General features: G+C 59.5%; 13 protein-coding genes and 3 pseudogenes. 11 read left to right on the forward strand and 5 right to left on the reverse strand.

The genetic code is table 11. The features are described from left to right. Nucleotides 1-751: pseudogene (locus AKV04_RS23430) on the forward strand (integrase core domain-containing protein); the annotation flags it as partial. 45 nt (nucleotides 752-796) lie between these two features. Here the strand turns inward: AKV04_RS23430 and AKV04_RS23435 are convergent. Further along, entirely contained in the window at nucleotides 797-1,117 is a 321-nt protein-coding gene (locus AKV04_RS23435) for a molybdopterin dinucleotide binding domain-containing protein (protein ID WP_268871820.1), read from the reverse strand. An 83-nt stretch (nucleotides 1,118-1,200) separates the two neighbouring features. On the opposite strand from AKV04_RS23435, the pseudogene AKV04_RS27375 reads away from it, so the two are divergent. After that, nucleotides 1,201-1,932: pseudogene (locus AKV04_RS27375) on the forward strand (integrase core domain-containing protein); the annotation flags it as partial. 15 nt (nucleotides 1,933-1,947) lie between these two features. Next, a pseudogene (locus tag AKV04_RS26385) lies at nucleotides 1,948-2,064 on the forward strand (IS3 family transposase); the annotation flags it as partial. Between the two features lie 109 nt (nucleotides 2,065-2,173). On the opposite strand, the gene AKV04_RS27380 reads toward AKV04_RS26385, so the two are convergent. Continuing rightward, nucleotides 2,174-2,485, reverse strand: coding sequence for a hypothetical protein (locus AKV04_RS27380; protein ID WP_235815747.1), 312 nt, complete (start codon nucleotides 2,483-2,485; stop codon nucleotides 2,174-2,176). On the opposite strand from AKV04_RS27380, the gene AKV04_RS23440 reads away from it, so the two are divergent. The 7 genes from AKV04_RS23440 to AKV04_RS23470 all read left to right on the forward strand — a co-directional run bounded on the left by AKV04_RS23440 (nucleotide 2,484) and on the right by AKV04_RS23470 (nucleotide 12,093). Continuing rightward, complete coding sequence (locus AKV04_RS23440; protein WP_054008835.1) at nucleotides 2,484-3,509, forward strand: LacI family DNA-binding transcriptional regulator; 1,026 nt, start codon at nucleotides 2,484-2,486, stop codon at nucleotides 3,507-3,509. The genes AKV04_RS27380 and AKV04_RS23440 overlap by 2 nt on opposite strands. A 92-nt stretch (nucleotides 3,510-3,601) precedes the next feature. Continuing rightward, the gene (locus AKV04_RS23445) at nucleotides 3,602-4,873 is read left to right on the forward strand and encodes an ABC transporter substrate-binding protein (protein WP_054008836.1); all 1,272 of its coding nucleotides are present in this window, start codon (nucleotides 3,602-3,604) and stop codon (nucleotides 4,871-4,873) included. A 148-nt stretch (nucleotides 4,874-5,021) separates the two neighbouring features. Beyond that, the gene (locus AKV04_RS23450; protein WP_054008837.1) at nucleotides 5,022-5,906 is read left to right on the forward strand and encodes a carbohydrate ABC transporter permease; all 885 of its coding nucleotides are present in this window, start codon (nucleotides 5,022-5,024) and stop codon (nucleotides 5,904-5,906) included. Next, entirely contained in the window at nucleotides 5,903-6,721 is an 819-nt protein-coding gene (locus AKV04_RS23455; RefSeq protein ID WP_054008838.1) for a carbohydrate ABC transporter permease, read from the forward strand. Before AKV04_RS23450 ends, AKV04_RS23455 begins: the two co-directional genes overlap by 4 nt. An 11-nt stretch (nucleotides 6,722-6,732) precedes the next feature. After that, nucleotides 6,733-8,931, forward strand: coding sequence for a glycoside hydrolase family 2 protein (locus AKV04_RS23460; RefSeq protein WP_054008839.1), 2,199 nt, complete (start codon nucleotides 6,733-6,735; stop codon nucleotides 8,929-8,931). Nucleotides 8,932-8,941: 10 nt separating this feature from the next. Continuing rightward, nucleotides 8,942-10,009, forward strand: a complete 1,068-nt coding sequence (locus AKV04_RS23465; RefSeq protein WP_054008840.1) for an ABC transporter ATP-binding protein — start codon at nucleotides 8,942-8,944, stop codon at nucleotides 10,007-10,009. A 65-nt stretch (nucleotides 10,010-10,074) separates the two neighbouring features. Then, nucleotides 10,075-12,093: an aldo/keto reductase gene (locus AKV04_RS23470; protein WP_054008841.1), complete on the forward strand. Its 2,019-nt coding sequence runs from the start codon at nucleotides 10,075-10,077 to the stop codon at nucleotides 12,091-12,093. Nucleotides 12,094-12,428: 335 nt separating this feature from the next. Here the strand turns inward: AKV04_RS23470 and AKV04_RS23475 are convergent, their stop codons facing one another. From AKV04_RS23475 to AKV04_RS23485, 3 genes are all read right to left on the reverse strand, one after another. Next, nucleotides 12,429-12,722, reverse strand: coding sequence for a TonB-dependent receptor domain-containing protein (locus tag AKV04_RS23475; protein ID WP_328287171.1), 294 nt, complete (start codon nucleotides 12,720-12,722; stop codon nucleotides 12,429-12,431). A gap of 208 nt (nucleotides 12,723-12,930) precedes the next feature. Beyond that, nucleotides 12,931-13,656, reverse strand: coding sequence for an aspartate/glutamate racemase family protein (locus tag AKV04_RS23480; protein WP_054008843.1), 726 nt, complete (start codon nucleotides 13,654-13,656; stop codon nucleotides 12,931-12,933). Nucleotides 13,657-13,659: 3 nt separating this feature from the next. Continuing rightward, entirely contained in the window at nucleotides 13,660-14,295 is a 636-nt protein-coding gene (locus AKV04_RS23485) for a flavin reductase family protein (RefSeq protein ID WP_054008844.1), read from the reverse strand. A gap of 187 nt (nucleotides 14,296-14,482) precedes the next feature. Here AKV04_RS23485 and AKV04_RS23490 point away from each other — a divergent pair, with 187 nt between their 5' ends. Next, nucleotides 14,483-15,169 (forward strand): GntR family transcriptional regulator, encoded by a 687-nt coding sequence (locus AKV04_RS23490; RefSeq protein WP_054008845.1) that lies wholly within the window; start codon nucleotides 14,483-14,485, stop codon nucleotides 15,167-15,169. Nucleotides 15,170-15,262 lie beyond the last annotated feature (93 nt).

The raw sequence follows: 15,262 nt of genomic DNA on the forward strand, positions 1-15,262 counted from the left end.
CCCGCCTGCCCGACGTCGAGGGCGACAACCCCAAACGCCAGAAGTTCAAGCGCTGCCCGATCCATTGGCCGACAGGCGGGTTCTTCCACATCCGCTGCCCTCTCGTGGTTTGCGTGCAAACCACGAGAGGGGACATCGCTGAGATGCAGACCGCTGAAGGCAAGCTCTCGCTCTTCGTCGGCATCGACCGGACTGCCAAGTTCGCCGTCGCGCAACGCGTTGCAACGGCTGACAGACGCACCGTCTGGGAGTTCGTGCAACACATGCTCGAAGTCGTGCCCTATCAGGTTCATACCATTCTCCCCGATCGAGCCATTGGAAGCGCCACGGGTTCAAGCCCAATGGCGAGGGGCATCCCGTTCGCCGAGCAACCCCGGAACCGCAATACGATCTACTCCCGGCCAATGCGCTTCGACATGATCTGCGAGGCCAACGGGATTGAACACAGGCTGACGAAACCCAACCACCCATGGACGAACGGCCAAGTCGAGCGAATGCTTCTCGGTGTTTGACGGCAAACAGCTGTCAGCCAACCGAACCGCACGATCAAGGACGCGACGATCAAGCGCTTCCACTACGACAGCCACGACCAGTTGCGAATACATCTCGCCGACTTCCTGGCAGCCTACAACTTCGCCCGACAGCACAAGACGCTGAACGGCCTCAGGCCCTACGCATACATCTGCAAAATCTGGACATCAGAGCCAGATCGATTCATCCTAAACCCGATCCACCGGATGCCGGGACTGAACACTTAGGTATTCATTTGTGCGCTGCCTGCTCTGGGGTTTGCAGATCAGGCCCGCCGCAGGACCTGCACATGTGGCACAACGGGAGGGGCTTCGGTGGGCAGACGCGCGACCGATACCAGCGAAAGCTGACCCGCGCAGCCTTGGCTGAGGATCGACGTGCCAATATCCGATGTCACCGCATTCGGGTTGCCGTTCATGCAGGTGCGCCGCGACCCTGCAAGATCAATCGGCGCATACCAAGCCCCCGTCGCAAGCTGCACCACGCCTTGCCGGATCGCATCCGATACCTGCGCCGAAGCCAAAACCGCACCGCGTTCGTTCCAGATGTTCCAGATGCGGATCATATTGCCATCAGCAATCCCCAAGCGTGCCGCATCTTAGGGATTCATACGCGCAACCTCGCGGCAATGGCGCTTGCCGCCCATGCTGGCCGCGCCAAAATCAAGCTGTCCGCCGTCGCTGCGGGCGCAAGCGGGCCATCGGCACGCGGTCCCCGATGGTGCTGCCGTTGATGCCGAACCAGCGCTGGTCGCTCGACTTCGTGTCCGACCAACTCACCCCCTCTAGGCAGATTGCTGCACAATCGCCTGTCGGGCAATGGATGGCCACCGCTTCCGGATCATGACCGTGGCCGATGACTGCACGCGGGAATGCTTGGCCCTGATCGCCGACACCTCACGTCGGGGGCACGGGTGGCGCGTGAACTGGCCACGCTATTCGACGCCCGCGGCAAACCCACGACGGTGCTCAGCGATCGACGAAGATCAGAAAACGATCCGGGGGATCGTTTTCCTGAGGGGGGGGCCAGTTCACCTCGAACGCGATCCTGACTTTCGCCGATGACCGCAAGATCGACCGGCACTGCATCGCGCCCAGCCAGCCGACCCAGAACGCCATTATCGAGAGCTTCAACGGACGCCAGCGCGACGAGTTGTTGAACGAGACACTGTTCCCGTCCCTACACTATGCCCGGATCACGCTCGCTGCCTGACGCACGGATTACACCACCGAACGACCCCATTCCCGACTCGGCTGGCAGACGCCTGCCGCCTTCGCCCAGACCTTCACATCGCAACGGGGCCCGACGCAGCGCAACTCGCAAAGCTTCGCGCCAGCCCCCGTCGCTCAACCCGCCCAAAAGGGCAAAACGCAAACCCGGGGTTTCGCTCGCGCTGGATAAAAGTTGGGGGCAACGTCACGGTCGTCTCAACGTCGGGAGATGGCCGGGAATGCGGTGGCGCGTGGCGGGGTCAGCATAGCCTTGGCCTGCCGGGCGTTCAGTCTCGGCGAGACTTGCTATCGCTACAGCCCGAACCATTGCCGAGCAATGGGGCATCGGTGGCATCACACCCGCCCAGAAACTGAAAATGGCTGCGTAAGTTCTACGAATGCACCCCGTTAAAAATGGGGGGATTACCCAGTCACAGATTCACGTCGATTTCGTCTGCGCTGCGGGTAAAAATGGACGAGCCGCAGGGAGGACAGAAAAATCGCCCGGCATAGTCGTGTGTTTCGTAGAAGATTGGAACGCCCGGAGATGCACGGCGAAGGCAAGGCCCGCAGACCGCCTCGCCCGATAAACGTGATTTTTCCGCCTCATTTACAGCCTTTCCGAGCACAGGGACAGGATCGGCCCCGGTGACGTGCAGTTCGGCATTGCTTGCACCCTGCTTGCGTGCCATCCACGGCACATTCCCACGCAGCCGCGTCAGCTGGCCGAACGGACCGCCCATGGTTACCATTAAGCAAATCGCAAACGCCGTTGGGGTGTCCTCGGCAACCGTTTCCCGCGTGCTGAATTTTGACAGCACGCTGTCGGTCAGCCCGCAGACCCGCAAGGCCATTGTCGAGACGGCAGAGGCGCTGAACTACGCCACCCCGCGCAATCGCAAACCCGTGGAGCACAAGCTTGATCGGAAAATCGCGCTTGTGCATTTTCTGCGTCCGGAACAAGAACTGATCGACCCCTATTATGTGGCGATCCGCTTGGGCATCGAAAGCCGCTGCAATGATCTGAAGTTTGAAACCGTGCAGGTCTATCACACCGATTCCGTGCCCGACCCGACTTTGCTGAAAGCCGCCGCCGGGGTCATCGTCGTCGGGTTGCACAGTCAGGCCGAAATTGACTGGGTGCTGCGGCACAATTCCACAGTGGTTTTTGCCGATTTTTCGCCTGAGAGCGACGCTTATGACAGCATCCGCAGCGATCTTGATCTGGCAATGCGCAAGCTGTTGCAGGCGCTGGAGGATCAGGGCTATCGCAGGATGGCGTTTGTCGGCTGGGAAACCGCCAGCACCCGCAGCGCCACAGGCGTCGCGGACCGCAGGCTTCCGGCCTATGTGGAATGGATGCGCGCGCGCGGGCGCTATGAACCCGAGTTGTGCCAGATTGGCGATAACACCGAGCAAAGCGGCTATGATCTGACGCGACAACTGCTTGAAACCGGGCAGCGACCGGATGCGTTGATCACCGGTAACGACAATATGGCGGTTGGTGCTTACCGCGCCATTCATGAATTCAACCTGAAAATCCCCGCCGATATTGCGGTGGCCAGCTTTAACGACATTCCGGTCGCGCAATTTCTGAACCCTCCGTTGACCACCGTGCGCCTACCTGCCGAAGAGATTGGTCAAACTGCGGTGGAAATGCTGGTTGAACGGCTAGCCGGGCGCAGCACGCCGAAATGTGCGTTGCTGGCGTCGCGTCTGATCCTGCGCTCTAGCACACGGCAAAAGCCGCGATCAGTGCCTAAGTAAAATTTTACTAAAATAATTTGCGCGATGTTTCTGAACGCGCTACGCTTCATCCCACGAGACCAGAAAATGAGTCTCGATCATGGGAGGAAAACATGAATAAGATGCTCGCACGTGTGCGAAATACGGCTATTTTTGCCTCAGGCATCAGCTTGTTGGCCTTGAGTTCGGCCATGGCTACCGAGATTACGGTTTGGAGCTGGGATCCGAACTTTAACGGTGCCACGATGAAAGAGGCGGCTGCGCGCTACGCCGTCACCCACCCCGATGTGACGGTGAACCTCGTCGATTTCGCCAAGGCCGACCTTGAGCAGAAGCTGCAGGCGCAGCTGGCATCCGGCACAACCGACGGTCTGCCCGACATTGTTCTGGTGGAAGACTACGGCGCCCAGAAATACCTTTTGTCCTTTCCCGGCGCGTTCGAGCCTTTGAACGGTAAGATCGACTACAGCGGCTTCGCCCCCTACAAGGTTCAACTGGCCACTGTAGACGACAAAACATATTCGCTGCCTTTTGATTCTGGCGTGACGGGCCTGTTCTACCGCACCGACATTCTGGCCGAGGCAGGCTTTACGGCGGCCGATCTGCAAGACATCACCTGGGACCAGTTCATCGACATCGCCGAGGTCGTGAAAGAAAAGACCGGCCACCCGATGCTCGGCATCGACCTAAACGATGCCGGTGCGGTGCGTGTCCTGCTGCAATCGGCGGGCAAGTGGTACTTCACCCCGGATGGCCAGCCCGACATCGCAGGAAGTGCGACTTTCAAGGCGGCGCTTGAAACCTATGCCAAGCTGTTGCAGGCCAAAGAGATTTACAAACCCGTCTCTGGCTGGACCGAGTACACGGGCGGCTTTACCAGCGGTGAGGTGGCTTCGGTCTTTACTGGCGTCTGGATGACGGCCACGATCAAGGCGGCTGACATGTCGGGCAAATGGGGCGTGGCACCCTTGCCGAAATTGGCAGGCGTTGAAGGGGCTACCCATGCGTCGAACCTTGGCGGCTCCAGCTGGTATGTGCTGTCCTCGTCGGCGGAGAAAGATCAGGCCGTCGATTTGCTTGCCGAAGTTTGGGGCAAGGATGTCGATTTTTACCAGAAAATTCTGGTCGATCAGGGCGCTGTAGGTTCACTTCTGGCCGCGCGCGAGGGCGAGGCTTATAAGGCGACCGATGCCTATTTCGGCGGGCAGGCGGTGTGGCAAAGCTTCTCTGACTGGTTGGCCCAAATCCCACCGGTGAACTACGGTATCTTCACCAACGAGGCAGATGCAGCGGTAGCCGCCCAGCTTCCGACACTGGCCAACGGTGGCTCGGTGGATGATGCGATTGCCGCGATCGACGCGCAAGTGCGCGCGCAGATCCAGTAATCCAAACCCTGACCGGGGCCCGACTGCCCCGGTCTCCAACTTGCAGGTCCAAAGCTGCGCTGCTCTGATCGGCGGCGGTGCAGGCAGGCTGTAGGGCTCACGTCTGGCAGTCAGGGTGCGTGCTGGTGGCAAACGTCCGGGGGGGAAGATGGCAAAATCACGTATTGGCAGGGCTGAACAGCTGAATGGCTGGCTGTTTATTGCACCGGCACTGGTGCTGCTCGGCATCTTCATGATCTATCCGATCCTGTGGTCGCTGTGGATGAGCTTTCAGACCGGTCGCGGTATGAACTACAGCTTTGGCGGCTTTGCCAATATCATCCGGCTTACCGAAGACCCGGTCTTCATCCGGGCGCTGACCAATACCGGCATCTTTCTTGTGGTGCAGGTGCCGATCATGATCGTGCTGGCGCTGTTGTTCGCGGCGGCGTTGAACAACCCCAACCTGCGCTTTCGCGGCTTTTTCCGAACCGCGATCTTTCTGCCCTGCGTGACCTCACTGGTGGCCTATTCGATCCTATTCAAGTCGATGTTCGCCAGCGATGGGGTGATCAACGATCTTGCCATGGTGCTGAGGCTGATGGATGCGCCGATTTCCTGGCTGGGCGATCCGTTCTGGGCGCGGGTGGTGATCATTCTGGCGATCACCTGGCGTTGGACCGGCTACAACATGATCTTCTATCTTGCCGCCATGCAGAATATCGACAAGTCGATCTACGAGGCGGCCCGGATCGACGGGGTTCCGGCTTGGGCGCGGTTCGTCTACATCACCCTTCCGATGCTGAAGCCGGTGATCTTGTTCACCACGGTGATTTCCACCATCGGCACGCTGCAGCTGTTTGACGAGGTCAACAACATCACGCTGGGCGGGCCATCGGATTCGACGCTGACCCTGTCGCTCTATATCTACAACCTGACCTTCAAATTCATGCCCAGCTTTGGCTATGCCGCGACGGTGTCCTACGTGATCGTGCTGTTGGTGGCGGTGCTGTCCTACTTGCAATTTCTTGTCGCAAGGGACCGCAAAGCATGAGCCGCCTTGCCGCAAACCTTCGCGCCGCACTGGTCTATGGCCTGTTGTCACTGGCAGCTTTTCTGTCGATCTTTCCGTTCTTCTGGATGCTGGTCGGCACCACAAACACGGCGGCTGACATCATCAAGGGCAAGGTCAGTTTCGGCGGCGCGCTGTCTCAAAACATCAGCAATCTGTTTGCCCAAGTGGATATGCTGCAGGTGTTCTGGAACTCGGCTTTTCTGGCGGTGGTGGGCACGATCCTGACCTTGGCCGTCTCGTCTTTGGCGGGCTATGCCTTTGAAATGTTTCAGTCCAAAACACGCGAACGGCTGTTTTCGGTTCTGCTGCTGATCCTGTCGATTCCGTTTGCGGCGATCATGGTGCCGTTGTTCGTGATGATGGCAAAACTGAAGCTGATCAACACCTTCACCGCCATTCTGCTGCCCATCATCGCCTCTGTCTTCATCATCTTCTACTTCCGTCAGGCGACAAAAGCCTTCCCACGGGAGTTGCGCGATGCGGCAAAGATCGACGGACTGAAAGAGTGGCAGATCTTTATCTACATCTATCTGCCGGTGATGCGGTCGACCTATGCCGCTGCCATCATCATTGTGTTCCTCGCGAACTGGAACAACTATCTTTGGCCGCTGATCGTCTTGCAAACCAATGAAAACAAGACGTTGACGCTGGTTATCTCATCGCTGGCCTCGTCCTATTACCCCGATTACGGCGTGGTCATGGTGGCGACGGTTTTGGCGACCCTGCCCACTGTCATCGTTTTCTTCCTGCTTCAGCGGCGCTTTGTCGAAGGGCTGACAGGATCTATCAAATAAGGTTTCTATCCATGCGCGTCGGCACTGACTTCAACGACAACTGGCTTTTCGAGGGACGCGACATCGTGCGCCTGCCGCACAACGCGGTGGATCTGCCGTTTTCGTATTTTGACGAAACCGCCTATCAGCGCGGCTTCACCTATCAAAAGACCTTCACCGCTGATCCGGCATGGCAGGGGAAAGAGGTTTCGGTGCGGTTTGACGCCGCGATGGCCAATGCGACCGTGCTGCTGAACGGGGTCGAACTGATCACCCATGCCGATGGCTATACCCCGTTCGAGGCGCGGTTGACGGGTCTGCTTTCGCCGGGCGAAAATACCTTGACTGTGCGGATCGATGGCAGCGAAAACCCCGAGATACCTCCCTTTGGCGGTGTGATCGACTACCTCACTTATGCAGGGCTTTACCGCGAGGCTTGGCTGATCGTGAAAGCCCCGCTGTCGATCGGATTGCACAAGATTGAGACGCCGGATGTGTTGGCAGACGAGAAAACCGTAACGGTGGATGTGGACTTGGACAACCCGCAGGTATTGTCGGTGTCCGGCACTCTGACCGCCATCCTGCGGAATACTGCGGGCACAGCCTTGGCAACCGCAAGTGCAACTGTGAACGGCGCGCGTGTCCGGATGGAGATACGCGGGCTGACGGGCATAGACCTGTGGGATCTGCAAAACCCGGTGCTGTATCATCTGGACCTAGAGCTTGATACGCCGCAGGGCAGGGACGCCACCTCCAGCCGTTTCGGTTTCCGTGAGGTTAATTTCACCCCAGAAGGCTTTGCGCTGAACGGCAAGCCGCTGAAATTGCGCGGGTTGAACCGGCATCAGTCGTTTCCTTACGTCGGCTATGCGCTGGGGCGTGCGGCGCAGGAGAAGGATGCCGATATCCTGAAATTCGATCTGCGGCTGAATACGGTGCGCACCTCGCACTATCCGCAATCCACCTATTTTCTGGACCGCTGCGATGAGATCGGCCTGTTGGTGTTTGAGGAAATTCCAGGTTGGCAGCATATCGGTGGCGAAAAGTGGAAGGCGGAATCGGTGGAAAACGTCCGCCGCATGATCCGCCGCGATTGGAACCATCCGTCGATCTTCATCTGGGGCGTGCGCATCAATGAATCCCAGGATGACCATGATTTCTATACTGAAACCAACCGGGCGGCCGTGGCGCTTGACCAGACACGCCCCACCGGCGGCGTGCGCTATATCACCGACAGCGAGTTGTTGGAAACCGTCTACACCATGAACGACTTCATCCTCGGCAACGAGGAGCAAGGAGGTAACCGACCGCGCACGCCGCTGCGTCCGCAACAGGAAGTCACCGGGCTGGACCGGGTGGTGCCATATATGATCACCGAATTTGGCGGCCATATGTATCCGACCAAAAGCCATGATCAGGAACAGCGGCAGGCCGAACATGTATTGCGGCACCTAGAGGTTCTGAACGCGATGTACGGCGATCCACAGATTGCCGGAGCGATTGGCTGGTGCGCGTTTGACTATAACACCCACAAAGATTTCGGATCGGGCGACCGGATTTGCCACCACGGCGTGATGGACATGTTTCGTGAACCAAAATTTGCCGCCTCGGTCTATGCCAGTCAGGGCGACCCGGCAGAGGGTGTGGTGATGACTCCGGTCACCTTCTGGGCGCGGGGCGAGCGCAATATTGGTGGGGTGCTGCCGCTGATTATCCTGACCAACTGCGACGAGGTGGAATTGCGCTATGGCAACAATGCGCCGAAACGGGTGAAGCCCGCGCGCGACAGGTTTCCACACCTGCCCTATGCCCCGGTGATCGTGGATTCCACCAACTTTACCAAGGAAGAACTTGGTCTGTGGGGGATGAAATGGCAGGCGGTGACGATCACCGGCCTGATCGACGGCAAACCCGCAACTGAGACCCGCTTTGTCTGTGATGCGTTGCCGACACAGTTAGAAGTGGTAGCGGATCAAACCGTGATCGGGCGGCATGACGCGGTGCGGGTGATGATCCGCGTGCTGGATCAGGCTGGCCACAAGCTGCCGTTCTTCCCAGAACCGGTGACGATTGAAGTCACCGGCAATGGCCGCCGCCTTGGCCCGGCCACTGTGCCGCTGCGGGCGGGCTCCACCGGAGTTTGGGTGCAGGCCACGAGTGCGGGGCCGATTGAAGTGAAGGTTCACTGTGATCGTCTGGGTGTGGGCATAACACATCTTTCGGCCGAATAGGGGATATCGGATGAGCGGGTTGAAACTACGCGGGGTTCGGAAATCTTATGGCGCGGTCGAAGTGATCAAAGGCGTCGATCTGGATATCGCTCCGGGCGAATTCGTGGTGTTTGTCGGACCGTCAGGCTGTGGCAAATCCACGCTGCTGCGCATGATCGCGGGGCTGGAGGAGATCACAGCGGGGGACCTGTTCATCGGCGACACCCGGATGAACGAGGTCGATCCCTCGCGCCGGGGCATCGCCATGGTGTTCCAAAGCTATGCCCTCTACCCGCATATGACGGTGCGCGAAAACATGGGTTTTGCCCTGCGCTTTGCCAAGAAGCCGAAGGATGAAATCGCGCGGCTGGTGGACGAGGCCGCGCGGATTTTAGAACTGGAACCGCTGCTGGATCGCCGCCCGAAGGATCTGTCGGGTGGTCAGCGGCAGCGCGTGGCCATCGGCCGCGCCATCGTGCGTCACCCTGATGTGTTCCTGTTCGACGAACCACTGTCCAATCTCGACGCTGAACTGCGGGTGCATATGCGCATTGAGGTGGCGCGGCTGCACAAGGAACTCGCCACCACCATCATCTATGTCACCCATGATCAGGTCGAGGCGATGACCTTGGCGGACAAGATCGTGGTGATGCGCGCGGGCGTGGTAGAGCAGACAGGATCGCCGCTTGCTCTTTACGATGATCCCGACAACCTGTTTGTCGCGGGTTTTATCGGCAGCCCAAAGATGAACTTTCTGGCGGGCATCGTCACCGGCGACACTGTGCGCCTGCCGGAATTCGGCGACCAGATCATCCCTCTGGGCCGTCTTGCCAAACCGCCCGCACAGGGCGCCGACGTGACGGTCGGCATCCGACCCGAAAGCTTTAAGCGTGGCGGTGAGGCGGTGTTGGACCTGACCATCGAGATTGTTGAACATCTGGGCAATGAAAGCTTTGCCTATGCGCGACAGGCCGGTGGTCAATTGCTGACGCTGGCGAGTGACGACGGGCGGGCGTTGCAACCGGGCCAACGCATCGCGGCGCGGTTTGATGCGGGGCAGGTCATGCTGTTTGATAAGGCAGGCAAGCGGATGCGCTAGCCAAATCTGGCAATCAGGGCGAGACGCGCCCTTCGATATCGACACACTAAAGAGAGGGTTTTCGGATGAAAACGACAGGCTGGGGTATTATCGGCCCGGGCGCGATCGCGCAGAATTTTGCAGATGGTTTGGCCGAGGCGCCCTCGGGCCGCCTTGTGGCCATCGCCAGCCGCGATGAGGCGCGGCGCGCGGCCTTTGGGTCGCGCAACGGTGTGGATCCGGCGCATCGCCACGCGACTTATGCCGATCTGGTGGCCGATCCCGCCGTCGATGCGGTCTATATCTCCACCCCGCATCCGTTCCATGCCGAACATGCCTTGCTGGCCTTGCGGGCCGGCAAGCCTGTGCTGGTGGAAAAACCGGCGGGGCTGACGGCGGCGCAGGTTTCGGCGGTGACCGAGCTTGCGGCGCAATCCGGCCTCTTGTTCGCTGAAGCCTATATGTATCGCTGTCACCCGCAGATCGCGCGTCTGCTGGAAATCCTGCAAAGTGGCGAAATCGGCACGCTTCGCCACATTCGGACCCAGTTCGGCTTTGCCGCCGGGTTCAACCCGACCTCGCGGCTCTATGACCGCGCCCTTGGTGGTGGTGGCATCATGGATGTGGGCGGCTATCCGGTTTCACTGGCGCGGCTGGTGGCAGGGGCGGCGGTGGGCAAGGCTTTTGCCGATCCAATTGGCGTGAAAGGCAGCGGTCTCATCGGCCAAAGCGGTGTCGATGAGGTGGCTTATGGTCTGCTGAGCTTTGAAGGCGGTTTCACGGCAGAGGTGGCCTGCGCCATCGCCCGCCGGATGGACAATCGTGCGGTGATCGAAGGCGACAAGGGCCGGATTGAACTCGCCGACCCTTGGGTTCCGGGCCGCAATGCGGGGCCATCAGATACCACAATCACCGTGACGGTCGGCTCCCAGATGCGGATTGAGGAATTGCGCCACACGCAACATCTGTTCGCCTTTGAAGCAGAGATGATCAGTCGCGCCGTGGCCGAAGGTGCGAGCGCGGCACCCTTCCCAGCGCTGTCCCCCGCCGACAGCCTCGGCAATGCCGTGGTGCTGGATCGCTGGCGGGCCGAACTTGGCTATGTCAATCTGGCCGAAGACCCGAAGACCAACCGCGCCTTGCCACCGGTGCTGCCGCAGGGGCTGCCGCAAGTGCCGAAAGCCATCATCGAGGGTGTCGCTCTGCCGGTCAGCCGTCTGGTGATCGGATGTGACAACAAGGGCGATATCGGTGCAGGATCGGTGGTTTGGGATGCGTGGTTAGAGGCGGGGGGCAACGCCTTTGATACCGGATTTGTCTATGGCGGCGGTGCGCATGAAGTGGTGCTCGGCCAATGGATTGCCAATCGCGGTGTGGCCAAGGATGTGGTGGTGATCGTGAAGGGCGCGCATTCGCCCTATTGCACACCGCGCAGCATCGGCGCGCAGCTTGAGATTTCGCTGACCCGGCTGGGGCTTGACCATGCCCCGATCTACATTATGCACCGCGACAATCCGGCCGTTCCGGTGGGGGAGTTTGTCGCGGCGCTGAACGCGCTGCACGTTGCGGGTAAAATTGGCATCTTCGGCGGCTCGAACTGGTCGGTGGCGCGTCTGACCGAAGCGAATGCCTATGCGGCAGCGCACGGTTTGCAACCGATGCGGGTGTTGAACAACAACCTGTCACTGGCGGTGATGGAACGTCCGGTTTGGGCCGGTTGCATCAGCTCAAACAATGCCGAAACGCTGGACTATCTGCGGCAAACCGGCACGACGCATCTCAGTTGGTCGTCGCAGGCGCGGGGCTATTTCTTGCCTGAGCCGCTGCGGGCCCGATTGCCCGCCGACATTGGCCCCGAAGAATGTTTCGGCAGCCCCGCCAACGCCGAGCGCCGGCGTCGGTCTGAAGCCTTGGCGGCAAAATACGGCGTCAGCGCGCATAACATCGCAACGGCCTGGGTGCTGGCGCAGGATTTCCCGTCTTTTGCCTTGGTCGGCCCGCGCAGCCCGCTGGAAATCGCCACGACACTGCCCGCCTTTGGTCTGGAACTTGGCGCAGATGCGGTGGGCTGGCTAAATCTGGAAAGTGACGTCGCGCCGCTTTGAGTGCACGCCGATCGGTTTTGTCCGGTATATATGATCTTGGCGGGAGGGGCGCACGTCCAACCTGCCAAGATTTGACCCGGCCCTGGCAGCGTTCACCCTCAGGGTCTGCCACATCGAGGATTGGTGGCGCAGCATGCTGCTGTGAATCCGGTGCCAGCTGGATCAACTCGTGGCACTTACCTGTCTCGGAAGCACCCGGGCGGGGTATGAGGCTATACAGCTCACCGCTGATTAGAGCTTTTTGTCCAGCATCAGCGTGATTTCGCGACCCTCGCCTCGGATACAACCGACCGAGGCATCACAGGTTGCCGCGTAGTCTTTATCGAGCAGATTGCTCACACCAAAGGCGGCCGAATAGCCGTCTTTTCATAGCGGAGCACCACGTCGGCCAACAGATAGCTGTCAACCGAGCGGGTGTTCGCGGTATCGCCCCAAGATTGACCGACATGGCGCAGACCACCGCCAAGGCTCAGGCCCTCAGCGCGTCCGATAAAGGCGTAATCTGTCCAGACCGAGGCCCGATTGTACGGCGCCAGCGGCGTGCCGTTGCCAGCATCGCCATCGTTCGACTTGGTGATTTTGGGGTCGAGATGAGTATAGCCTGCCATCAGAGAAAGCAGTTCGGTCAGCCAAAACCAGAGGCCATGCCGATCAAAATTTGGCTAGTTAAGTATCTAATTCCCTAATATTTGGTAAACGACACCCCCATAAACCATTGATTTCATTAAATCGCAATTTTGGCCACGCGTGGGCACACCCTTATCCCAGCCAAGCATAAAAAAACCGCGCCGATCCTCTGGCGCGGTCAGGTGTCCCGGATAGGGCATCGGGGAGGGGTCAGGCCGTCTCGGCCAGCACGCAGCCAAATTTGGCACGCGGATAATCATAAGCGCCGATTTTTGAGGTCGCATAGCCGCCGCCCACCAGCCCTTCCGCCAGCTTCACCGCAGCACTCACCCCATCAATCACCGGCACCCCGGTGCGGCGTTGCAACCGCTCGCAAAGGTCCGACATGCCAGCACAGCCCAGCACGACAGCCTCGGCTCCGTCGACATCCCGCGCGGCTTCAATCTCGCGCACAAGTCGCGCCTCGGCGGTGATCGGATCGGATTCCAGCGCCAGAACCGGCATATCCACCGCCCGCACATTCCGGCAGCGATGCCCCGCCCCGTAGGCCTCGACCAGATCTTCGATGATCGGCACCGAGCGCGGCAGCGTCGTGACAATCGAGAACCGCGTCGCAATCGTGGTCGCCACCTGCACCGCCGCCTGACAGATCCCGATCACCGGCCCCTTCGCAATCTCGCGCGCCGCAGCAAGCCCCGGATCATCGAAACACGCGATCACATAGGCATCCACCCCCCGCGCCTCACCGTCACGGATCAGGTCCAGCATGGCAGGCACCGACAGCGCCTCATCGGCATGCCCTTCAATGCTGGCGGGGGTGCCTTTGGGGTTCACCGCCTCTATCTCGGTGCCGGGAAACGCACAGCGCCGGGCGCTTTCCCCGATTTGTTTGGTCATCGAGGCGGTGGAATTCGGGTTGATCACCAAGATCTTCATGGCTCAGGCTCTTACCTTCAGACGGTCTTGCACCGAGGCAAGGCCGGGAGATGGCATCACAAATTGCCGATCCGAGGTGATGTAATTGTCGCCATGCAATCGCGCGATCGGCTGGTAGCGGTCGGGGTCAACGTAACGGCCCTCGGCATCCAGACAGTCGCGCCGTACATGCATGTGTAGCACCTCGCCCAGCACGATCACCCGGCGGTCATAGTCGATCAACCGCTCCACCCGACATTCCATCGCGCAGGGACTTTCCTTCACCCGCCGCGCGGCCACCTGATCGCAGGGCGCCGAAGTCAACCCGGCCAGCGAAATCTCATCAATATCTGCAGCCACAGCAAGCCCACAGACCAACATGGCATCGGCAATCGCCATATCCACCATGTTGACTACGAATTCACCGCTGCGACGAATATTGCGTACGGTGTCTTTTTCCTGCCCATCGGCTTTGGTCTGAATGCCAAGGATAACAATCGCCGGATCATGCGAGAACACGTTGAAAAAGCTCATCGGCGCCGCGTTATCTTGCCCCGTCTCGGACAGGGTTGAGACAAGCGCAATCGGTCGGGGACCCACAAAATTGGTCAGCAGGCGATAGCGATCCTGTGCCGTGATCTGGGTGAAATCAAAATCCATCGGCGTTCCTGTCGGTAAGGCCTATCGGCGTTTAGGGGGGGGCGGACCCGGTGAGAATCCATCGGTATTATTTTCGGTTGCCGTTATCAACAATATTGTATACATTTTTGTAGTCAACATCAACCTGCCGTACAGATTGACTTTTTGAGGCAAGCAGCAAGAATACGCGTTGAACCAAGGAGCCTACATGTATCACAGCAAGGAAACCGTGATCGGCCCGACCGCCGAGATTTGCGAGCGTATCTGGCTGTCGATTGCAGAAAAGCGGCTTAGGCCCGGCGCGCGACTGAAAGAAGAGCAGTTGGCCGAGATTTTTGATGTCAGTCGGGCGCGGGTGCGACAGGCGCTTGCGGTGTTGGAAAGCGACGGTCTGGTGACCATCGTACCGAACCGGGGTGCCTTCGTCGCTGAGCCGGGAGTGGACGAGGCTCGCGACGTGTTTCATGTGCGCAAACAGATCGAAGCCCGCGTCATGGAGCGACTGGTTGACCGCATCACTGATGACCAAGTCCCGCAGCTGGAAGCGCATCTGGCGCAAGAGCGTGAAGCCGATCAACGTGGTGATACCTCGGCCACGATCCGGCTTTCGGGCGGGTTTCACCTGTTGCTGGCTGAACTCGCCGGGTCTAGCTTTTTATTTGGCATCCTGCGCGATCTGATTTCGCGCAGTTCGTTGATCACGGCAATCTATCGTTCGCAGCATTTGCACAACTGCGGCCCAGATGAACACGCCGCTTTGATTGAACGGATCCGTTCTCGCGACAAAACGGGCGCCACGCGGATCATGCTGGACCACCTTCAGCACGTTGAGGACGAGTTGGATCTGACCGAAGAAATACCGACCAGCCGCGATCTGAGGCATGCACTGGTCTGAGCAAAGCGTTTCTTTCGCGTAAGGCAAAGCTGCCGGTCCAAGCTGGTGGCTCCAACTGCTATCTAATGCCCAAAGCGGTAAGCGAGGTCGTCA

The organism is Cypionkella psychrotolerans (assembly GCF_001294535.1).
GTDB lineage: Bacteria > Pseudomonadota > Alphaproteobacteria > Rhodobacterales > Rhodobacteraceae > Cypionkella > Cypionkella psychrotolerans.